Genomic DNA, 22,434 nt, shown 5'->3' with positions numbered 1-22,434 from the left:
GCTCCTCCCGTCAAAATTCCTTGGTGCAGACCAGAATCGATCGCTTGCCGTCCTTCGGATCGGCGAGCAGTTCCGGAACGATGCCGTCGCGCGATTTCCCCGAAGCCTTGAACTCCGAACCCAGCGCGCGTTTCAAGCTTTTGCGCGCAGTCGCCAGGTCCGCATCGAAATACAGCGCGAACACCGGGAAGGTGGTGTTTGGAATGGCCATCCTGACGACCGGCAGGCCGTGGAACCGTTCCTTGATGCAATACGTCGTCAGCTTGTCCGTGGTCTCGCAAGGGGCGAGCCCGTGCTGGGCGAAGTACGGACTGGCGGGTTGGCCGGTCTCCAGGTCGATGTACAGGCCCGGCAGGTCGCAGCCTGGAAATCCCGCGACCGCTTGCTCGAAGCTCACCGGTGTCGATGCCGATGGCGGTGCCGATGCCTGCGGCTGGACGGCCGGGCTCGTGGCTGGCTCGGGCGCGGACGCGACAGCCAGCGGCTTCGCCTGGGAGCACCCGCATGCGGCCAACGCGGCGGCCACCATGAACGATTTGAACGAAAGCCTCATTCCATCTCCCTGCTTCGATCTGTTGCTGCCGATTGCTTGCTTTCGCGATGATTCGAGCGGCATGCCGGCTATCCCGAGAAACTGGTCAGCCGCTTGCCCTTGGTCTCCGACTTGGCCCACTGCGGCAGTTCGCTCTTGAGGTTCGCCGGCCCCACGAACGACTTCTTAGCCGCATGCACCGTAATCGTCCCCGGACAGCTGATGACGATATTGCCGCCCTCGATGGTCAGGCTGGCGCCGCCGGCGGTGGCCAGATGCACGGTCTTGCCGGCCGCCAGTTCGACCTCGGCGTTGGCCGAGACGATCTTGAGTTGATCGCGCGATTGCAGGCTGAGCTGATCGTGCTGCGCTTCGAATTCCAGCTTGCCGCTGCCGGCGACCAGACTCAGCGCCGGATCGTTGCCGGCCGATGCGCCTTCCACCGCGTTCGCCAGCCAGCCGATCGCCTGGCCGGTGTGGATGCGCAGGTCCTTGGCGACGGCGAGGTTGCTCGACTGGCCGCTGGCCAGGGTCAAGGTTTCGCCGGCCGCCCATTGCAGGCTCTGTCCGGCGATGAAGCCGACGCCGGCCGGGGCCGCCAGGCCCAGCAAGGCGTCGCCGCTATGCGGGACCTTGCCCTCGCCGGGCGCGGATTTGCGCTCCGGTGCCTGGCCGAGCGCGCCGTCGAAGCTCGCGCCATCGACCGTGGTCTTGGCGCTGGTCAGCAGCGCGCGCAGCGGCGGTTGATCGCCGATCAAGGCCGATTGCCCGGCCTGGGTCACGCCTTCATGCGCGGCGAGTTTCACGGTCTGATGGGTGCCGGCCACTTTCGACAGCACTTCGCCCAGTTGGCTGGCCTGCTTCAACAGCGCGGTCGCGGCGACGGTTTCGCCGGCCGGGGTTTCGCCGTTGATGTCGTAGGCGCTGATCCACAACCCGGCCTGGGCGCGCACCGCGCCCCATTGGTCGGTGCGCAGTTCGAAGCCTTCGCCACGGAAGCTGCCGCGGTAGTTGTCGGCCTGATGGATCAGATGGCCCAGGTTGAGCTGGGTCGCGGCCTGGGTGGTGGCGAGTTGCAGGCGCAGTTGCCGGTCGCTGTCGTCGAACACCAGCCGGTTGTGGCCGCCGCCACCGAATTCCTTGGACTTGATGCCGACCAGCGCGGCGGCATTGCGGTGGCCGTCGGCATCCTGGCTCATGCCGTGCCAGGCCGGCGCATGGCCGCCGGCGCTGTTGGCCTGGGCGCTGGGACCATGGTCGCTGGCCTGCGCATACACGGCCGCGTCGCCGTCGCGCGAGGCCTCGCCGGGCGTGGCCAGCACACCGGCCTCGCCTTGGCCGTTGTACAGCGCGCCCACGATCACCGGCCGGTCGATATCGCCGTCGAGGAAGGCCACCAGCACTTCCTGGCCGATACGCGGCAGGAACTGGGTGCCCACGCCGGGGCCGGCATACCGCTGGGCCACGCGCAACCAACAGCTGTGATTGGATTCGGCTTGATTGGAGCCGGCGTCGCCGCCGCTTTGCTGGAAGTGGAACTTGACCCGCAGCCGCCCCAAGCGATCGCAATACAGCTCATGCGCGCCCTGCGGGCTGGTCGCGCCTTCCGGGCCGACCACGATCGCGGTCTGGTAGCCCGGCGCGGTCGGGCGCGGGTTCAGGCGCGCGCCGGTGCCGTCGTGCAGGACCGGTCGCCACGGCTGCTCGCGCGGCACGGCCACGAAGCTGTTGGCGTAACCGACCGCTTCGGCGCGCGCGAGCACCGCGTTCCAGGTCGAATCCGACGCGCCCGGCAAGGCCCGCAGCGGGACCCGCGGCGCCGCGCCGAAACGCGCGGTGATGCCCTCGGTCACGCTCTTGGGCAGGTTGTTGACGCCGGCATGCTGCACCGCGACCAGCAGCGCTTCGCGCGGCGTGTCGGCTTCCGATTGCGGCGCATCGGTCAATGCGAACCATGTGCCGCTGCGAAACGTGCGCACCGTGCCGCGACCGAGCCAGATCGTGCGTTCCGACGCCCTCGCCTGCGCGAGCAAACCGGCGTAACGCTCGGCCTCGGCGCGATCGGCGAAGGCATACAGGCCGACCGGGTCGTAGACCTCCAGTTGCGCCGCGGCGTCGGCTTGCTCGCCCAGCGGCACGCTCGCCACCTGGGTCTGCAGGCCTTTGTAATCGCCGCTGAGCAAGGTCAGCGCGGTCGATGCGATCCGCCGCACCGCGCCGAAGCTCTGCACGGTGTCGCTGTCCTCGGTGGTATCGCTGCGATGGAAGCGGGTCGCGCCATACGCGGCATCGCTGGGCTCCCGCGGGTTTTGCCCGCTCTGCGCGAACAGCACCATGCGATGGCCGCCGGGCGCCTCGGAGTCTTCTTCCAGCCTCCAGCCCAGGCCTTCCTCGGCCAGCAGGCGATCGACGAAGGCCGCATCGGTCTCGCGGTATTGAACGCAGTAGCTGCGCGGCCGCGCGCCGGCCAGGAACGGGCCGGCCTCGTCGCTCCACTGCCACACCGCCAGCGGCGTGTACGCGGCGAATACCGCCTCGACGATCTGGGCGACGGTCTTGTCCTGATACACGCGGCTGTGACGGCCCTGGCTGAGCAGCCAGGTCCACGGCACCAGGCACAGCCGGTAGCGCGCGAGCCCGCCTTCGCTGCCCAGGCATTGCGCTTCGCGCACCAGGCCCGAGCGCGGCGTCTGGCCGCCGTCGGCGAGTCGGGTGGTCAACACCGCATGGCGCCCGAGGAACGCGTCCAGCGGACGCCGCGCATCGACCGACAGCACGTCGATCCACCATTCGAAGCCGCCCGACAAGGCCTCCCAGCCCTGCCAGCGCTCCACGGCCCAGTCTTCGCCGGCGCCTTCGTCCTGCGGCAACGCCAGCGTGTACAACCGCTGCGCCCCGATGAAGCGGGACAATCCCGCCAGAATCTGCTGCATTCCTTCGCTGCTCACGCCCTTCTCCTTGCGCGCGCACGGACCGTGTCGGCCCATGCCAGCCTCGGCAGGCCGCCTCCATGGCGACCTCTCCCTCAAGGTCCCAGTGTATCGGAACCGAGGGCCGGTAGAAGACCCGGGCCCGGCGCCCCGCCATAGCCTTGAAACCGTGACTGGCAGCGGCTTTTTTACCCCCGGATTCAGCCAGATTCCGCCCGAAACCCGCCCTCGCCGGTCCGCCGCCCGCGGCCGCCGCGACGCCGGCGCCGCGTTCTGTAGAATCCGGGTCGTCTTTCCCGCACTTCAATGGACTGTCATGCAGGATCTGGAAGAGTTGTTGGCGCCGATTTCCGACGCCGCCCCGTCGGGCGCGGATATGTCGTTCTCGATCGAGTACGACGTCATTCAAGAGGCGCGCCGCGCCGACGACCCCTCGCTCGAACAGGGCGAATGGGTCACCGATCTGAAAGTCGCCGACTGGCAATCGGTCGCCACTCAAACCACCAAGTTGCTCAAGACCAGCACCAAGGACCTGCGCCTGGTGTCGTGGTGGATCGAGAGCCAGACCCAGATCCACGGCTTCGCCGGCCTGGCGCGCGGCTACCGCCTCGCGGCCGCGCTGTGCGAGCGCTTCTGGGACGATATTCATCCGCAGGCCGAGGACGGCGATCAGGAACAGCGCATCGGCAACCTGATCTGGTTGCTCGAACACTCGACCAAATGGGCGCGGCGTTTGCCGCTGATGCAATCGCCGCAGGGACGCTACGGCATCGCCGACATCGAACTGGCGCACGCGCGTCGCGGCAGCGAGGACGGCAACGGCCCGACCGTCGAACAGATCGAAACGGCGCGACGCGCCACGCCGCGCGAGTACTACCTCAAGCTGATCGAAGTCGTGCCCGATTGCCGCGAGGCGCTGCGCGAACTCGAACAGATTATCGACGCCCGCCTGGGCCACGAAGGCCCGAGCTTCGCCCAGGCGCGCGAGCAGCTCGAGCACCTGGTCGACACCACCCGACGCTTCGCCCGCGAGGCCGGCGTGCTGATCGACGGGGTCGCATCCGACCCGCAATCGCCGGGCGAACGGATCGATGGCGCGTTAGAGAGCGACACCGCGCCGGCGCGCAGCCAGGCCGCCGCCTCGCCGCCCGGCGCGATCGAATCGCGCCGCGACGCGATCGCGCAACTGCGGCGCGTGGCCGATTTCTTCCGTCGTACCGAGCCGCACAGCCCGGTCGCCTACCTCGCCGACAAGGCCGCGCGCTGGGGCGAGATGCCGCTGCATGTGTGGCTCAAGCGGGTGATCAAGGATGAGAGCACGCTTAGTCAGATCGAGGAGTTGCTCGATAGCAACGACGGCGGCAACAACGACTAGCTTCGGTCGGCCCCGCACTTGTGGAAACGCCGCCTCAAGGGCGGCGTTTTGCGTCCCTGGTGTCGAGCACTTGTAGCCTGCCATTTATCCCGAACGATCCGGATGCGTCACGTCCAGACAACAACATAACGCTTCCTGAGCGCCATCAGCATCTGATACGCAGGAGGGTTTCGGACGCAGACTCGCTGGAGCCATTCGTTCTTTTGCCTGGCACGCGAAGCCGCGATGAGGCCGCCATTCAAGCCTCAACTTCCTTCGCAAGATCGGCCACGTCTTGAGAGCAGGCCCGCCAGTTGAATCAATCAACCTCGGACAATTCGATTGCATGCCCCAGCGCGCGCTCGTTCATATACAGCTCCTGCAGGGCGCGAGCCAATTGCAGCAAAACAGATGCAGGGCCATAAATCGAGAGCATGTCCGCCTCAGGATTGAAATCCAACTGTTGCGATTCGGCAGACAAGGATTTGGCCACCGACTTGGCCAGACTTGCCCAGCTGTAGCCGTTGCTCTCGCGGCCAAGACCAGCAAACACATGCCTGCGAGCAAACATCCCGTTATCGAGAAGGCTTAGACGCGCCTCATCGTCATCGTCCTCACCATAAATAATGAATGGCGCGTAGCTATCGTTCTTCATTAGGCCAATCCGAGCAGCTCAGGGTCCACGCCTTGGTCCTTGAGATAATTCTTCACGTCCCAGTCGCCAGAAGGGCTGGCATTCGGCCACTTAGCGGCCTCTTCATCCGAAACCTTCTCGTGATGGTTATGGATGTCGGTGGTGCTTTGCTTGCCCTTTACACCCCATCTGAATCTGATGTTGCTTACACGATCGTCCGGTAAGTAATTGGAAATATGCCCCACTATGCGCCAGTCACCTTCGACTGCTTTCTCGATGAGCGAGAATGCATCCAGGATCACTGGCGGGAAGAACGTATCGGCCAAATTCGACTCCGGTGGCATCTCCGGCCCAGGCCCAAAGTACTTGCACAGCTCCGCGACATGGCCGTCCATGATTCTCGAAACGATAACGCCATAACCAAACGTCCCGGGCGCGCACTCGAAAGAAACGACGTCTCCCGACTTGATATCACCCAGCTTTACCTTCTTCTTTTTCATTCAGCCGCACCTCGCCACCGTAGCTTTGTTTGGACGGGCCTTACCGCCCGCCGCCTCATACGCCGCTTGAAAATATTTCTGCCTCGTCGCTGGCCTGACAGGGCTGTCGACGTCGAAGCCCAGATTGCGATTGCCTCTTCCGGTAAAATCGTTGGTTCCCTTGCCGGGCATGTCTGCCCCCACCACACCCGTATTGGTCCCGTAGTGCTCGATGTGGGCGCGTTCGATCCCGCGCGCTTCTCCATAGGTGACGCCTGTCTCGACGCGTTCCATCCTTGCTCCATCCGCCAAGCGCGAGCTTTCTTTGTGTTCGAGCCGGCGTTGATCGAATCTATTGTCCTCGGTTATCCCGACATAGTACGGAGTGTCGGCGCCAGGCGCATACAGGTGATAAACCGTGTACCCAGGTGTCGTCTCGGGCACCAACCCGAGCGGATCGGATAGAACCTGCGGGTTCGCAGTATATGCATACAGGCTATAGCCGCCCAACAACCTGACCGGGTCCAGCCCCACATATTGCCCAATCGCGGGATCGTAATACCGATGCCTGTTGTAATGCAGGCCCGATTCTTCGTCATAGTACTGACCCTGAAAACGGATCGGGTTCACCAGTTCGGAAACATGGGTTTGGGCGATGCTGCCCCAGGCGGTGTAGCTCACCGACCAGACCACTTCTCCCACCGACGAAGTCAACCGTGTTGGACAGCCATTGGGGTCGACGTGGTAGTGGTAAGTCTGGGGAATGTATTCGGCTTCCGACGGCGACGGCGCAACGGCGCGAGCGAAGGATTGGAACTGTGGGATCTCGACGGGCGCGGCGCCTGCCTGGCTTTGCGCCTCCTCTGCTACGGCTGCCTGTGTGGGCGTAACCGTGAATCTTGAAGGCGGGGACGCGGGCGATGCGTTACCGCGGCCCAGGCGCATCGCGCCTAAACGATTGTCGTCGGGAATGGCCGTGCCGGGCGCGGACTCCTCGAATGCCAGCGAAGCGCGCACGCCGAGGGGAACGGAGCCCAGGGCACCGAAGCCGATGTCGAAGTTCTTCTTCTGATCGGGCGATGAAACCACAGGCGAAGGTCGTGTGCGTTCGCGGGAAAGGCGACCCAATGGTTCGTCGACAGGAGGGGCGGTAAGCGACGGCGAAGGGTCAGTCGCCAGCGAATCGCCGTCGGTGAAAATCACCGACGCTCCGGAGGCGGACGTCGATGCGCAAGCGCCCGGAACTACCGCTTCCACCGTTACCGATTCCACCTTCTTTCTGTCGATCAACGCCAATGGCACAAAACCGCTGGGGTAATAAACATATTCCCTCGCCCCCCGATGCAGTTGCGCGAGGGCTTGCCTTCGTTTGCGCGCAGCGACGAAGTCCACCAAGTTGTTGGCGGCGACTCCTGCCTGCGGAAGGTCCGAGGCATCGTTGGCATGCCGCACCTCGCCCAGCAAGGCATCGCCATCCCAGAAGAACCAGGTGGTTTGAGTGGCATTGCGTTTGAAGACACGGCGGCCTAACGGGTCATAGCCGTATCGCGTGACCTGGCCGTTGTTGCGACTTTCGATCAGACGGTGGTTGGCATCCCAGCGCAAGTGCAGGTCGCGATCGCGACCACCGTCTTCGTGTGCGCCGTACGACCGCGCCCGCCGGACCAGATTGCCGGCCCGGTCGAACACGTAGTTCAGTCCGCCGTACTCGCCTTCCCTGGTCCAAAGTTCTGGCTGCGATTCACCACCGACCACCTGCTTCATGCGGGTTTCCTGCACGCGCGTACGCAAGCGATCGCCGGCGGGATCGTTGAGGAAGTGGGTAAGCTTTCCGCGCGGATCGGTGTGGGAGAGCACACGCCCCATGGGGTCGTGAGTGTAGCGATCGGCACCTTGGGCACTATCGTCGCGTTGGGTCAGGTTGCCGACGGCATCGTATGTGTAGACGGTATCGAACAATGCCGCGTCATCGCGCAGGATACTTTGCGCCGTGAGCCGCCCCCGCGCGTCGTAGCTCAGGTGACGCTCCACATGCGGCCCCAGCTTCTCCAGCATCGCGCGGCCCAAGGCGTCGCGTTCGATCTCGATGGGCGCATCGTCATTGATCGCCACGGCCCGCAAATGTCCACGCAGGTCGAATGAGAATTCCACGCGGTTTCCCGCGCTGGTTTCACGCATGAGGCGGTTGCCGACCGCATCGAAGGTATTGGCGATGCGAAAGCTGCCCTGCACCTCGTCCACCAGGCGTCCATCGGCATCAAAGACACGCCGCACTTGACGATGGGGATTATGCAGTTCGACCAATTGACCTCGCGCGTCGAACTTGAAGGACTCCTTGAATACGCATCCGGCGCGATCCGGGTCGGGAAGCGTCTTGGCGGTGATGCGGCCCAGCGAATCGGTGGCATAGATAACGCACTGGCCCAGCGGGTCCACGGTTCTCATCAGCCGATTGGCTGCGTCGTAGGTGTACTGGCGTGCCTGCCCCCAATAGTCGACTTCTTCGGCGATGCGACCCAGGGCGTCGCGCTTGAGTCCGTAACGTTCGCCGCGCGGGTTGATGACAGCAATCAGTTGCTGCTCGGTGTCGTATTCGTAACGTACCGCTTGACCGTCGGGCTGGGTGCGCTTGCTAACCTGACCGGTTCCAACGTAGTCCAGCCTCGTCACCGCGCCGCTTTCGTCTTCGTAGCGAACCAGTTGGTCCTCTGCGTCATAGTCGGCCGTCACCCGGCTGCCATCGGCTTGCTGGATCCGCGACAAGCGCCCCTTCCGGTCATACGTGTAGAGGGTCTTGGCTTCATTCGCGTCGGCTTTGAACGTCAAACGGCCCATCGCGTCGTGCTGGAAGACAAGGACAAAACCCAATGGGTCGGTAATTCCTCGCAGTTGGCCGTGGCGGTCAAAGTGCAATCCCGTTTTCGCGCCGAGTGCATTGGTATGAGCAGAAAGCTGGCCGGCGGCGTCGTACTCGTACAACGACACCGCTCCCATCGGCGTGGCCTGCTCAACGAGCAGGCCACGATCATTCCAACGCTGCCGCCAACCGGCCTGGAGCGGGTCGACGATGACAACGGGGCGATCATCGGGGTCGTACTGTGTCGTGAGTACGCTGCCATCCGCCCGCGTCAACTTGAGCAGATTACCCCGCTCGTCATACGCGAACTCCATCCGCAACCCCATCGGATCGACCACCGCCGTGGTCCGCCCGACCTCGTCGTACTCGAACACCGTCACCCCGTCGAGCGGATCGATCTCGCACAGCGGCAATCCGTTCTCGTCGAACTTGACGATCGAGACGTACCCCAGCGAGTCGGTGATTTCGGTTTCGTCCAGCAGGTCGTCGTAGCGGAATTTGTAATCGTGCAGCCCGCCGTCGCCCCAGGCGCGGACGACGCGCCACTGGGCGTCGTAGGCGTAGTGGAAGGACAGGCCGACGCGGTCGGTGTGGCGGACCATGCGGTGCTGGCGGTATTCGAAGGTGCGCGCGGCATCCAGTGCGTCCAATGCGACGATCAGGTCGCCGTCCTGGTAGCGGTAGCTCACCAACGGGTAGTTCAGGCCGGTGGCCGGGTCGTGCAATTGCATGCGATCAATGCGGCCGTGGCGCGAATCGATTTCCAGGAAGCGGCCCTGCAAGCCGTCGACGCCGCTTTCCACGATGCGCACGAGTTGGCCGTTGCCGCGTTCGAACCGCCAATGGTTGCCGCACAGGTCTTCGATGCGTTCGATCGGCAGCGCGCGCGTTTGCAGCGTCGTCACGTTTGCCGGGCCGGCGGCGAAGCCGTAGCGCAGGCCGTCCTTGGTTCTCACCCACAGTTCGTAGCCTTCGCGGATCAGGCGCGCGCCGTCGACGAATTCGCGCACCGCGTTGTCGATGCCCTCGCCGTGCGGCAGGTGCGGGAACAACGCCGGCATGTCCGGTCCGTGGAACAGCACGCTGCCGTCGGCGTCGAGTTCCAGGCGCACGTCGGCCGGCGTGTGCCAGCCGTGGCCGCAGTGGCCGGCGTGGGTATCGGTCGAGCGGTATTCGCGCGTCCATGTCAGCGGCAGGCGGCCGGGAATCGCGAAATCCTCGTGCGTCACCGACACGCTGCCGTCGCGGATGTCGACCGGCTCGGCGCGCAGCACCTTGCACTTCAAAAACCCCGGCTTCATGTTCGCGAACAGCTTCTGCCGCAGCTTCTTGAACGCCGCGCCCGCGGCGCCGGCGATGCCGGTCTTCTTCAATATCTTGCCGAAGATGGACAGCCCCGCCGCCATCGCCAGCGCCGTCCACGACACCGTCGGCGGCCCGCCGACGAATACGTTGGTCGGGATGGCGATGTTGAAGGTCGTCGGCAACAGCAACGACATATGCGGTTTCTTCGGCTTGCGGATCCGGAACGGCGCGATCATGCCGACGATGTTGCAAGCCAGCACCGGCATGGTGATCTTCGAGAACGGGTCGCCGTCGGCGAGCACCGTCTTGCTGCCCATGAACAGTTCGTCGTCCCACTGCGGGCCGGCGGCGATCTTCAGCGGCGGCATCCATGCGCCGCCGACCGGGATATGGATGTCCAGGCCGCCGGTGCCGGCGGTGGCGCGCTTGAGGCCGTTGACGTGGACGGTGCCGCCGATGAACGGCAGGTAGTCGAACGGATCGAGCACGATGCCGATATGCGGCGTCGGCAGCGGGATCGGAATCGGCGACGGCGGGATCAGATAGGTGTGGATGTCGATCCCGAGTTGCGGATCGAAATGCTTGGCGGCGATGGTCATGACGGGCTTCCTTCCTTGGTCGCGATGCGGCGTCGACGTCTACACGAGGCGGCGCAACCCGCGCAGGAACGCGCGGGCTTCGTCGCCGTATTCCTGGCCCAGCCACGCCACCATGCCCATGGCGATCAGGGTGGCCACGACCAGGACGATCCAGCCGCGCCGGCTCAAACGCCGGCCTCGGCGGGCACGGGCTGAGCGGATGTGGCGGCTGGGTCGAGCAAATCGTCCGGCTCGGGCAGTTGCGCGAACCGCGGCGGCTGGCTCCATTCGGGCAAGTCCTTGTCGAGCGGATGCTTGACCTCGGGCACGCCGTTCCAGGCCGGATGCAGGTAGTCGCGGGCGAGCGCGACCACCTTGCGGAAGAACACGTCGCCGCCGCCGATCAGACGCTCGCGCTGGTCGCACAGTTTGCGGAACGCGAGTTCGTAACGTGTCAGCAGTTCGTGTTCGATCTTCTCCAGCGCGGCCGATGCTGGTTGCGGCCCGAGCCTGGCCGACTGCGCCTCGGCCTGTTGCAGCGCTTCGGCCACCTCCTGCTGATACGCCGGCGCGCATTGGGCGATGCGTTCGGCGCGCGGCGCATCCTGCAGCCGCAGCATGTCCTGCAACAACAAGGCCAGCGTGGTCAGCGGCCGATCCGCTGGCGGCATCGCCCGGGCCTCGGCGACCGCGGCCAGATAACGTTCGCGCGCCGGCTCGACCTGACCGTCCTGGGCCAGGCAATAACCGGCCATGCGCAGGCCTTCTAGCGCGAACATCGTGTTCGGCACGCGCCGGGCGACCGCGGCGGCCTGCGCATAGGCCTCCGACGCGCGCACCGGCTGCCGCGCCGACAACCACACGCCGGCTTCGCCGAACCAGGTCTGCATGATCAGGTTGGTGCCCGCCGGGTGGCGCGCGGCCTCGGCGGCGACCGCGCATTCGCGCGCGGCGCGATAGCGGTGAATCGCCTCGGAATGCTCGGCCTGCTTGAGATGCGCGCCGGCCACGGCCATGTGCAGCACCACTTGCTGATCGTGCCATTGCTCGCGCTGGACGAGTTTCATCGCCTTGTCGGCGCGGGCCGCGGTCTGCGCGGCGCTGCCCTTCTCCAGCAAGGTCATCACGTCGGCGAGCATGGCCCGGTAGGCGGTGCCCGGGCCGGCGCCGCCGCTGGATTGCGCGGCGGTCTGACGGGCGATGTCGAACATGTCGATCGGCGCGTCGATCACCCGCACGGCCTTGCCGTGACGTTCGGCCAGGGCCTGCCAGCGCTTGTCTTCGACGTGATCGACGAGGCACAGCCGCAGCCGATCGGGGATCGGCGCGCGCAGCGCCGCGTCCAGCCATTGCTCCAGGCCGCTGGACGAGGCGATCTGTGCGGGCGACAGCACCGGGGCGAAGTAACGCATCTGCCCCTGGTAGTACTCGGCGAAGGACTGGAACATCGCGAGCACGCCGGCGGCGCTGTCGGGATAGTCGCCGTGCGCGCCGCGCCAGTCGATCGGCAGGCCCTGCTGCTTGAGTTCGCCGCGGCTGGCGACATAGCCGTCGCGCAGCGCGCTCATCAACTCGCGGCTGTAGCCGAAGCCGGTTTCGAACGGCGCGTCGAAGTTCTGGAACAGGTCCGGAGTCGATGCGGGCTCGAGGTGTTTTTGCGCTTCGAAGAACGCGGACATCATCCGGCCCGCATTGCCGGGCGCGCGCCAGACGATCACGCGCACGTCGGGCGACTCACAGGCCCGCAGCCACGCCACGGCCAGGTCGTCGATGCGTTTTTCGACGGGATTCTTGGGGGTGCTCATGGTCGCCGCGATCAGTTGAGGTTGATCTTGGCGCCGTTGACGGTCACGCCCGCGGCATTGATGACGATGGTCGAGCCGCCCGAGGCGATCACGATCTCGCCGCCGGTGATGGTGATGCCCGAGGCTTCGCCGACCCCGAGCGCGACCAGGGTGCCCGACCCCAGACTCATGTCGCCGCCGGAAAACGCCGCATGCGTGCCGGTGACGCCGTGTTCGAGGTTGCCGGTCACCGACACGGTGCGCGCGCCTTCGTTGGCGTCTTCGACCGCGCCGAGCACGTTGCGCACGTCGACCCCGGTGATCGTCGTCGTGCGCCCCGCGCCGTACTGCTCGGTCAGCGCCGCGGTGACGATGCGCTCGGAGGTGCCGGTGACCGTTTCCTTCCAGGCGCCGGTGCGCACGCTGGTGAAGTCGCCGGTCAGCGTGGTCGACAGCGGGCCGGTGATGGTCTCGGTGTAGCCGACCGCGGGAATGGTCAGGGTCTGGCCGTTCTTGTAGGTCTCGGTGACCGCGCCGGTGACGGTGCTGGTGCGGGTGCCGGTGACGTCGTGGGTGTCGTCGCCGGTGACGCTGATCGCGCGCTTGCCGCCGACCGTGATGCTCTGGTCGACGCCGACGGCCAGGGTCTGGTTCTGGCCGACCGTGGTGGCCTTGTTGCTGGTGATCGCCGCGGTCTGGTCGTTGAGCACGGTGGTCATCATGTCGCGCTGGGCATGCATGTTGAACATCTGCTTGCCGTCGCTGTCGTGCATGCTCAGTTCGTTGAAGCCCTCGCCCTTGACGGTCTTGGACTTGATGCCGCTGACCTCGTTGCCGAACGGCGGCATGTTGAGTTCGTTGTAGACGCGATTGACGATTAGCGGGCGATCCGGATCGCCGTCGAGGAAATCGACCACGACCTCCTGATCGATCCGCGGCGGCGACACCCCGCCCATGTCGCTGCCGGCCCAGGGGCTGGCCACGCGCACCCAGCACGAGCTGCGTTCGTTGAATTCGCCCAGCCGGTCCCAGTGGAACTGCACTTTGACCCGGCCGTATTTGTCGGCATGGATCTCCTCGCCGGCCGGCCCGACCACGGTGGCGGTCTGCGGGCCGGGCATGCGCGGCTGCGGCGTGGCGCGCAGCGGCCGGAACGGAATCTTCAGACGCAGGCAGGTGACGCTGCAGCGGTAGCTCGCGCCTTCGCTGACGGTGAAATCCTCGTTGAAATTGTTGCGCACGTCGTGGCCGACCTGGACCAGCAGGAACTTGCGTTCCTCCTCGTCGCCCTCGCTGTGTTCAAAGTGACCGTTGAAGACGAAATGGCGGCCGGCCAGCAGCATGCCGTGATTGCCGCTGCCTTCGAACAGCTTGGTCTGCCACGCCGATTCCTCGCCGCGCAGGCTGGCGAGCGCATCGCCGATCGCGCTGTCGAGGTAACGCGCGGCGCCTTCGTAACGGTACGAGGCCAGCTGCGGCAGGCGGCCCAGCGGAATGTCCAACGGACGGTCGACCGACAGCGCGCTCTTGGGCTGCTTGAAGTCGAAGCTCTTGAGCGCCTGCACGCTGGTGCCGACGCGGCGGCGGGTCAGCCATTGATCCAGGCCGTAGTCGTCGCGCACCGAATCGTCGGCGACGAAATTCACCCGCGCATTGCCGTCGATAACCTTGGCCTGGGTGGAATCGTCGGCGATGAACATCACATGCTCGTCTTCGCCGTGTTCGAAGCTGTAGTGGATGCCGGCGTCCTCGAGCAGACGCGAGACGAAGGCGAAATCCGATTCGTTGTATTGCACGCAGTACGGCAGCTTGGGGTACTTGCCCGATTGCACGTCGTACTTGCACTTGGCCAGGTCGCCGTAGCCGGCGAACACCTCCTCGACGATCTCCAGCACGGTCAGGTCCTGGAAGATGCGGCAGTTGCTGGTGTAGTCGAGAAACTCGAACCAAGGCCGCAACTGCGCCTGATACACGGCCATGCCGCCTTCGGCGCCGCTGCGGCCGAATTCCTTGACGTAGCCGTGGAAATGGCGCTCTTCGCCGTTCTGGGTGCGCAGACTCAGGCGCATCGGCTGGCCGATCACCTGCTTGAGTTCCAGATGCGCGTCGAGCGACAACAATTCGACATCGAACGCGAACGGCCGCGACAGCGATTCGGTGCCGGTCATGCGGCGCACGACGAAGGCTTCGGGTTCGAGCGAGGATTTGACCCGGATCAGGCGCGTGTCCTGATTGAGCTGAACGAGCTTGGCCAGGGAGGCCGGTGTGTATCCGTACACGGGGGACGTCCTGTTTTATGGTGGTTGCGTATTGCGGGAGCGGCTCGGCCGGACCCGCGGGTGGAACGGTTCTACGGGCCGTGCTGCCTGCCTTTCTTGAATACCTGCCTTCTTGAATGCCTGCCTTATTGAGTACGAACGCCGACGGTGGTTGCGGACAGGGCGCGGGTTGTTCCGCGGCATGTACGGCCGGTTCGGCGATTATGTGCCGCACCCGCCCGCCGCGGACAAGCCCGGTTCGTCCCCAGGTCGACGCCTTGCGTATGCCGGTTCAGCGTATTCGCCAGCCGGCGCGTGAATTGCGACATCGATCGGGAAAATCATCGGAACGCGAGGTTTTGCCATATGCAGGCACACGATGAACGAATGGACCGACATGGATGCATACCCGCGGTGCGCCGATGGCGGTCGTTGCGCGCCGTCGGCGTCGAGTATCCGGTTCGGCTCGCACGCATTCAGCTCAGCGTGAGCGCGGCCGTAGCCATCGCCTGCATGTCATGAACGCCAGGCCCGTCTCGCGGCGGGCCTGGGTTCGCGAGCGCGATCCGCGCAGCACGCAGCCGCGTCGGTCGCTTACAGCACCTTGAACGCGATCCGCCGGTTGCGCGCGCGGCCTTCCGCGGTGGCGTTGTCGGCGACCGGCTGATCCGGGCCGGCGCCGAGCACGTTGAGCAGGCCGCCGTTGACGCCGCGCACTTGCAGGTACTGCTTGACCGAATTCGCCCGGGCCAGGCTCAGCGCCAGGTTCGATTCGCGGCCGCCGGCGGCGTCGGTATGGCCGACGATCAGCACCCGCTTGTTGCCGATCTGCTTCATCGCCGCAGCCATCTCGTCGAGGATCAGCTCGCCCTTCGGCGTCAGCGTCGCGCTGCCGCTTTCGAATTCGACGATGCGATTGGCCAGCGCGTTGTCGAGCAGGTTCTGCTGCGCGCCCGCGGCGATGCGCAATTGCTTGCCGTCCACCGAATAGGTCGGGTTGTTGATCCGCGTCGACAGGCCGCTGACGATCTGCTGGCGTTGCAGCTCGTTGGCGACGTTGCCGCTGACCCGCACCGCATTGCCGTTGATCTCCAGCTTGCCGGAGGTGACCTGCTGCAGGTCGGGTGCGAGCATGTTGACCACGTTCTGGCGCCAGTTCGGCGGCGCGACGACGCCGGGGCTGACCTCGATGCGGTCGATCACCCGCTCGTTGCCATACAGCTCGCGCAAGCGCGTGAGCACCGCTTGCTTGCTGGCTTCGTCGGGCACCTTGCCCGAGGCGATGATCGGCTTGGGCGCCGCGGCGCCGGCGACGGGCAAGACGGTCTGCGCCTGAACGCCGAACGCGGCGACGGCCAGCGTCAATGCGACCAGCGCGACGGCACGGTGCGGAAATAAGAAAGTGCGGCGCATGCTCACGCTCCGAGAAAGGTTTCGCCGAAGGCCTTGCGGGCCACGCGCAGCGAGAGGTCGTCGCGTCCGATGTAGCTGACAAGCTTGTTGAGGGCGTAATCGCCGGCCACATGCTCGTCCACCCACTCGGCGTCGTCGACGCGGATGATCTGCTCGCCGGCGACTTGCGGGTCGAGCACCGCCTGCAAGGTGCGGCCGTCGGCGCCGTTGAAACCGATGATCAGGCGCGGCGTCGCCTCGTCCTGGATCAGGATCGCCAGTTCGAAGTCGGCGCGCGCGATGAAGCCGCTGATCAGGTCGAGCCAGAACGCGGCGACCATCGGACGGTACAAGGCATCGCGCGGCAGCGGCAGCGACAGCGCCTTGTCGATCTGCGACGCCGCGCCGGTCAACACCGGCTGCAGCAGCAGGCCGAGCGCCGGCAGCACCCAGCGCAGTTGCACATGGGTGTGGCCGGACTGCTGCAGCAGGTCCTGCAACGACCCCACGTCCTGCAGGTCGAGGAAATCGGTGAACGCCGCGTCGTAGACGCCCGGATCGGTGTTGACCGCGATCTTGTTCTCGGACAGTTCGCGCAGCAGGTCGGCGGCGTCCTCGGCCTGCACCGCCTGTTTGCCGAGCTTGGCCATGCCGGTCCACATGCGCGCCAGCGCCAGCGGGCTGCGGGCGATGAACGCCAGCGGCTGGGCGATGTCCAGGCGGGTCGCCGACAGGAACGGAAAACGCCGTTCGGTGGCGTCGCGGCTGGGCAGGAAGTGGCCGCCGATCGCGAGCCGGCTGCGCGAGCCCAGAAACGCGAAATGCATCGGCGGCGCGCGGTCGTAGAGCTGTTTCCACGCCGGGTCCTGAGCCAGCAGCTCGACTCCGGCGCCGGCCCAGCGATCGAGCAGCACCATCAGCTGATGGCTCTCGGGCGTGCGCACGAAATCGCCGCGCGAGGGCAATTTGCCGAAGTAACTCACCTGGGCCATGGCTTCGACGGTCGCCATTACAGACCTCCTGCCGGGGCGGCGGCGGTGGGCGTGGTCGGTGCCGCGGGCGCGGTCGGAGCGGTCGGGGCAACCGCCACCGCGCCTGCCACTTCGCGCGGCAGACGCTGTCCGCGCTGGCTGCCGGCGACATCGTTATTGGCCGCGGCGCGGACCGGCAGACGCACGATGCGCAGCTCGAAGTCGACCGTGGCGCCGTCCTTGCTCAACGACATGCGGTAATGCTTGTCGCCGATCGGATCGCCTTGCTTGCCCTTGGAATACAGCTCAGACATGCCGCGCGAGCCCTGCTCGTTGAACACTTCCACGCTGCGGCCATCGAGGGTGACCGCGTCGACGCGCACGCTGTTGGAATTGACCAGTTCGATCGTCTTCCACTGCGGCGGTTCGTTGCGGTAGCGCAGCACTTGGCCGTCGATGGTGATCGTGTACTCGCGGCCGGTGGCCGCGCCGGGCAGGATCTCGATGACCATGTTCGAGCCGGCGCCGGCGCCCGAGGTGGCGCCGCTGCCGCCGACCCACGCCGAATAATTGGCGGTGAACTCAGGCCGCAAGCTGACGCCCATGTTGGCCCATTGCTGCGAGGTCATCACCGTGCCGCGGCGAATCACCAGCGCGCCCAGCGCCTCGTTACCGAACTTGGCGATCGAGCCGCTCGCGCCGAACACCGCGTCGCGGTCGGCCTGGGTGGCCTCGGCGGTGGCGCCGGCGTTGTACGGATACAGCTTGCCGATGCCGTCCTCGAACGGCTGGTAGACCTGCTCGACCCAGGTGCGGTTGATCTCGCCCTCGGTCGGGCGGATCAGCGCGGCGAAGGTCTGCATCAACGGACGCACCAGCAGCGGACGCATCGCGTCGCGCTGGCTTTCGTTGAGGCCGTTGAGCATCTGCTCGTCGATGATCTTCTCGATTTCGAAGATCTCCGAGCCGCTGCCGCGCTCCAGCGTTTCCTGCATCAGCTTGCGCGCGCCCGGCCCCGGGTCGCCCTGGGTCTTGATCCCGTTCAGGCGCGAACGCAGCTTGCCCATCGCATCGAAGTAGGCGTTGATCATCGGCGGGCTGCTGTCGCGCTGCGCGAACAGCCGCGCCAGACCGGCGAATTCCGCGCCGATCGGCCCCATCTGCACCGCGACCTGCTTGCCGGTGTTGGGGTCGACCTGCACGTTCATGCCGGCCGGCTGGCGCCGCAGGATGGTGCGGTTGAACCATTCCACGACGCCCTTTTTGGCCACGCCGAAGGCCTTGTTCGCGGCCTCGGGGTTGTCCCAGATGGTTTCGTTGTTGACCGCCTCGAGAATCTTGCGCAACGGCGAGTTCTGCGGATCGCCGATCGCGTTCATGCGGGTCACGGCCTGATCGAAATTGCCGAAGTCGCTGACCGTCACGCCCTGCATGAACTTGCGCCATTCCTGCGCGTACTCGGCCTTGTACAACTGGGTGAGTTCGCGCGCGATGTGCTCGGGACTGCCGCTGAGGGTGAGATCGCCCTGCACGGTGTCGGCCAGCACCCAGTCGGTGGCGCTGAGCTGTTCGTTGGCGGCCTGCTTGATCGCATCCTTGACGTAGTCGTCGTAGGCCTTGCGCGAGAACGCGCCCGACACGCGGTAGCTGCCGGCCACGCCGGTGCGCGCGTTCTCCTCGCCGATCAGCGAGGCCACGGTGATCTGCGGGAACCGCACCGAGGCGCGCTGCTTGATCTGGTCGTAGACGCGATCGCGCGCCGGGGTGCCCTTCATGACGCCCTTGAGCACGCTGCGGCTGTCGCTGACCAGGGCGAACTTCTCGTCGATGGTCGGCCAGCCGGGTTGTTCGTACTGGCTGACGTAGAACGCCATCAGCCGCTCGGCCGAACGCGCGAGTTCCTCGCGCGACATGGTGCCGCGGTTGTCGTCGAGCCAGCCGCGCCAGAACCGGGTCAGCTGATCGCTCAGGTGACTGCCTTCGACCTTGCTGCTGTCGGCCAGCATCAGATAGGTCTTGAGCGCGTTGTAGGCGTCGTTGGCGTCGGTCGGCGACGCGTCCTGGTACAGGCTCTGGCCGACGTTGACCTGCGCGGCCACCTGCGCGGTCGCGCTGGCCGCATCGGCGACCTTGACCCGCGCGCGGTTGGCCAGGACCTCGCTCAGATAGGCCTCCAGCTTGGTCTGCACCGGCGTGAGCATCAGCTGGCGCATGCCGTGGAAATACTCCTCGCGCACCTTCTTCTCGATCCGGTCGCCCTGGTACAGGCCCAGGCCCATCGACAGCGAATGCTGCTCGCGATAGCTCTGCAACTGCTCCAGCCGCGCCTGCAGCACCAGCAGCGCCTGGATCCGCGATTGCACGTCGAAGCGCCCTTCCTGCAAGGCCTTGGCCTGGCGCAGGTCCTGCACTGAGTTGGCCACCAGCTGCCCGTTGCTGCGATACGACCAGGCCCAGCCAGCCAGGCACAGCCCGAGCAGCGCGAACGAGGCCAGGAACATCAACTTGCGCAGGCGGTTGCTGCCGGGGCTGGAGTACTGCCGCACCAGTTGCTTGTCGGCGAAGATCACCTTGCGGAACAGGCCGAGCAAAAAGTGGCCGTTGTCCGACATCGGCGCGCGCTCGGCGGCGCTGGCGCGCGGACGCAACGAGAACTGGCGGGCGATGCGCTCGGACGCGTGCTGCACCGACACGCCTTCCTGCAGCGCGCTGGTGAAATAGAAACCGCGGAACACCGGTTTGAACTGGTAGGGATTTTCCTCGAACAAGGTGGCGATGAAGGTGCGCAGTGCCGGCTTGATGCCGGTGAACTCCATAGGCAGGGTCAGCAGGCCCGGGCCGACTTCGCGCCCGCGCTGCATCGCCATCTGCGACAGGCTCATTTCCTTGAGGCCTTCGGACAGCTCGTCGAAATGGCTGTCGAACGCGGCCAGCGCATCGGTCTCCCCCTTGGCGTCGTAGGGCAAGGTCGCGCCCCACACGTTCTCGCGCTCGGCCGGGTCCAGGCCCTGGAAGAAATCGGCGAAACCGGCGATCAGATCGGCCTTGGTGAACACCACGTAGACCGGCACGAACACTTCCAGCCGCTCGGTCAGTTCCTGCACGCGCTGGCGCAGGTTCTTGGCCAGTTCGATCGCGAATTCGGGCTTGCTGCCCGACAGCTCGGCGATCGAGGCGGCGATGATCACGCCGTTGATCGGCGCGCGCGGCCGGTTCTTCTTCAGCAGGTCGAGGAAGGTCAGCCACTCCAGGCGATCCTCCGGGCTCACCGTATAGCGGCCGGCGGTGTCGAGCACGATGCCTTCGGTGGTGAAATACCAATCGCAGTTGCGGGTGCCGCCCAGGCCCTGGATGACGTTGCTGCGGTTGTCCTCGAACGGGAAACGCAGGCCCGAGTTGAGGATCGCGGTGCTCTTGCCGGCGGCCGGATTGCCGATGATCGCGTACCACGGCAGTTCGTACAGCGCCGCATTGCCCTTGAGCAGGCCCAGCTTGGACGACTTGATCGCCTTGACCGCCTCGGCCATGCGTTCGCGCAGTTGCTCGGTGTCGGCGCGCGCGGCCGGCTTGGCCGCGACCACCGCCTGCTCGGCGTGCTGTTGCACCATCGCGTCGAGCTGCTTGGCGGCGCGCGCGGCGAGGATCCGACGCACGATCCACACCACGATCCACACCAGCAACGCGAGCAATGCCAGGGCGAGGATCCAGCCGCCGATGGTCTTGAGTTTGTCGGCGCCGAAATACGCCACCCCACCCACGGCGAACACGCCAATCGCGGCGATCACCCGGTAGTCGGTAAGAAAATATCTGAGCCTGCTCATCAAGTACGTCGTCCGTGTGGGCTGCTTAAGTGGGCTGCGTTAGGCGGCCTGATCGTCGCTGCGATCGGCTGGGGTGGTGGAAGGCGGAGGAACCGGTGTGACCGCGATCGCCGCGCGCGCTTCGCCGTCGGCCAGGCCGACCGCGAGCACCGGCGCGTCGGCGCTTCGCGCCTGCGCGGCGGCGACGGCGATCACCGCCCACGGCGCGACCGCACCGAGATGGCCGCAGGCCACGCCGAGGTTGAGGCTCTGGGCGATCGGATCGAGTTCGGGGCACACCACCGCGATCGCGCTGGCGATCTCGATCGCCCGGCTGGGCCGGTGATCGGCATCGCTGACCACCGCCGCGACCGTATCCGGCGATCGCGCCGCGCAGGCCAGCGCCTTGCTCATCAGTTCGGAGCTTTGTCGGGTGGCGTTGCGGCTGGAGGTGCCGGCGGCGACATGGCCGCGCTGCAGCACGTGCAGTTCCAGGGCCTCGGCCGAGGCGTCGCGGCCCGGTTCGGGCGGACCGCTGAGCCACAGGCCGGCCGCGCCTTCGCCGGGAACCAGGCCCTCGGGACGGCCACTGCCGAGCAGGCGCTGCGACGCTTCGAGGGTCTCGATGCTGGTCTCGCCGAGCTGCGACGCGCAGGCCAGCAGCAGATAACGATCGGGCGTGACTTCGCCGTGGTAGCGCCGGCCGATCTGGTCGATCAGGCTCCAGCCCTGGCTCGCGCCGTCGATCGGCACGACCTCCACCGCGATCCGGTCGGCCGGCAGACCCAGCGATTCGGCCTTGCCCAGCAACCAGTCGCCGAGGATCTGGCGGACCGACTGCGGCCAGGATTCGGCGACCAGCAGCAAGGTGCGCAGTCGCGATTTCGCCGGCGCGACCGCATCGGAACGGCGACCGGACAACGACGGCGCGGGCTCGCCGCCCGGCGGCGTCAGTCCGGCCACCACTTCGGATTCGCGCATCAGCAATTGCTCGGCCACCGGTTCGAGCAAGGCGACCGCGCGCAGCCGTTCTTCCGCGAACAAGCGATCGAAGTCCTGCTCCTGGTGTTGCTCCTGGGCGATGGCGCGCAGCGCCTCGGCCACGGCATCGGTGTCCACATCGTCCACCGGCGCGGCCATCACCGGCATGCCCTGGGCGTTCTTCAAGCTCGGATGCAACCCCGGCCGCCTGGGCTCGAGCAGATTCGCCGCGGCCTCCTCGGGACTCGTGCCGACGGCCAGATGCACGGCGGCGGCATGCAGATGCAGCACGTAGGCAACGGCGGGCGCGTCGTGTTCGCCGGGTTCGGCCGCGCCTCGCGCCGCCGATGCGGGCGCGGCCGCGCGCTCGGCGGCGCGCTCGCGACGCTGGCGCAGGCCGTAACGCACCAGCAGCACCGCGCCGATCGCGAGCAGCGGCAAACCGCCCAGGTACAGCGCCAGATCCGATCCGCTGGGCTGCACGTCGTTGACCTGCCAGGCCACCACGATCGCGAACCAGATCGCGCCGGTCAGCAGCGCCAGCAGCAGGATCATCTTGAAGGCTTTCATGCCGGGAGC

12 protein-coding genes are annotated in these 22,434 nt (G+C 66.2%); 1 reads left to right on the top strand and 11 read right to left on the bottom strand.

Annotated elements, in window-relative coordinates:
- Nucleotides 1-10 precede the first annotated feature (10 nt).
- Both IEQ11_RS12230 and IEQ11_RS12225 read right to left on the bottom strand, forming a co-directional pair.
- Nucleotides 11-553, bottom strand: coding sequence for a hypothetical protein (locus IEQ11_RS12230; RefSeq protein WP_191820595.1), 543 nt, complete (start codon nucleotides 551-553; stop codon nucleotides 11-13).
- A gap of 68 nt (nucleotides 554-621) precedes the next feature.
- A complete protein-coding gene (locus tag IEQ11_RS12225; protein WP_191820715.1) occupies nucleotides 622-3,465 on the bottom strand; it encodes a type VI secretion system Vgr family protein in 2,844 nt (947 codons plus the stop codon).
- Nucleotides 3,466-3,778: 313 nt separating this feature from the next.
- On the opposite strand from IEQ11_RS12225, the gene tssA reads away from it, so the two are divergent.
- On the top strand, nucleotides 3,779-4,837 hold the full coding sequence (gene tssA, locus IEQ11_RS12220; RefSeq protein ID WP_191820594.1) for a type VI secretion system protein TssA: 1,059 nt from the start codon (nucleotides 3,779-3,781) through the stop codon (nucleotides 4,835-4,837).
- Nucleotides 4,838-5,135: 298 nt separating this feature from the next.
- Here the strand turns inward: tssA and IEQ11_RS12215 are convergent, their stop codons facing one another.
- From IEQ11_RS12215 to IEQ11_RS12175, 9 genes are all read right to left on the bottom strand, one after another.
- Nucleotides 5,136-5,471 carry an Imm51 family immunity protein gene (locus IEQ11_RS12215; RefSeq protein WP_191820593.1) on the bottom strand — a complete coding sequence of 112 codons (336 nt, stop codon included), beginning with the start codon at nucleotides 5,469-5,471 and terminating at the stop codon, nucleotides 5,136-5,138.
- Nucleotides 5,471-5,950 carry an Imm26 family immunity protein gene (locus IEQ11_RS12210; protein ID WP_096414536.1) on the bottom strand — a complete coding sequence of 160 codons (480 nt, stop codon included), beginning with the start codon at nucleotides 5,948-5,950 and terminating at the stop codon, nucleotides 5,471-5,473. Before IEQ11_RS12210 ends, IEQ11_RS12215 begins: the two co-directional genes overlap by 1 nt.
- Nucleotides 5,951-10,690, bottom strand: coding sequence for an RHS repeat-associated core domain-containing protein (locus IEQ11_RS12205; protein WP_191820592.1), 4,740 nt, complete (start codon nucleotides 10,688-10,690; stop codon nucleotides 5,951-5,953).
- 164 nt (nucleotides 10,691-10,854) lie between these two features.
- Nucleotides 10,855-12,474 (bottom strand): hypothetical protein, encoded by a 1,620-nt coding sequence (locus IEQ11_RS12200; protein WP_191820591.1) that lies wholly within the window; start codon nucleotides 12,472-12,474, stop codon nucleotides 10,855-10,857.
- 11 nt (nucleotides 12,475-12,485) lie between these two features.
- Nucleotides 12,486-14,732, bottom strand: coding sequence for a type VI secretion system Vgr family protein (locus tag IEQ11_RS12195; protein WP_191820590.1), 2,247 nt, complete (start codon nucleotides 14,730-14,732; stop codon nucleotides 12,486-12,488).
- 573 nt (nucleotides 14,733-15,305) lie between these two features.
- On the bottom strand, nucleotides 15,306-16,124 hold the full coding sequence (locus IEQ11_RS12190) for an OmpA family protein (protein ID WP_191820589.1): 819 nt from the start codon (nucleotides 16,122-16,124) through the stop codon (nucleotides 15,306-15,308).
- A gap of 2 nt (nucleotides 16,125-16,126) precedes the next feature.
- Complete coding sequence (gene tagF, locus IEQ11_RS12185) at nucleotides 16,127-17,113, bottom strand: type VI secretion system-associated protein TagF (RefSeq protein WP_191820588.1); 987 nt, start codon at nucleotides 17,111-17,113, stop codon at nucleotides 16,127-16,129.
- Complete coding sequence (gene tssM / locus IEQ11_RS12180) at nucleotides 17,113-20,895, bottom strand: type VI secretion system membrane subunit TssM (protein ID WP_228464378.1); 3,783 nt, start codon at nucleotides 20,893-20,895, stop codon at nucleotides 17,113-17,115. The genes tagF and tssM overlap by 1 nt, the downstream gene beginning before the upstream one ends.
- 39 nt (nucleotides 20,896-20,934) lie before the next feature.
- Nucleotides 20,935-22,425 (bottom strand): hypothetical protein, encoded by a 1,491-nt coding sequence (locus tag IEQ11_RS12175; protein ID WP_191820586.1) that lies wholly within the window; start codon nucleotides 22,423-22,425, stop codon nucleotides 20,935-20,937.
- Nucleotides 22,426-22,434 lie beyond the last annotated feature (9 nt).

The organism is Lysobacter capsici (assembly GCF_014779555.2).
In the GTDB taxonomy this organism is placed as follows: domain Bacteria; phylum Pseudomonadota; class Gammaproteobacteria; order Xanthomonadales; family Xanthomonadaceae; genus Lysobacter; species Lysobacter capsici.
Note: the sequence above shows the minus strand (reverse complement) of the source record. Positions and strands in the feature narration are given on the sequence as shown.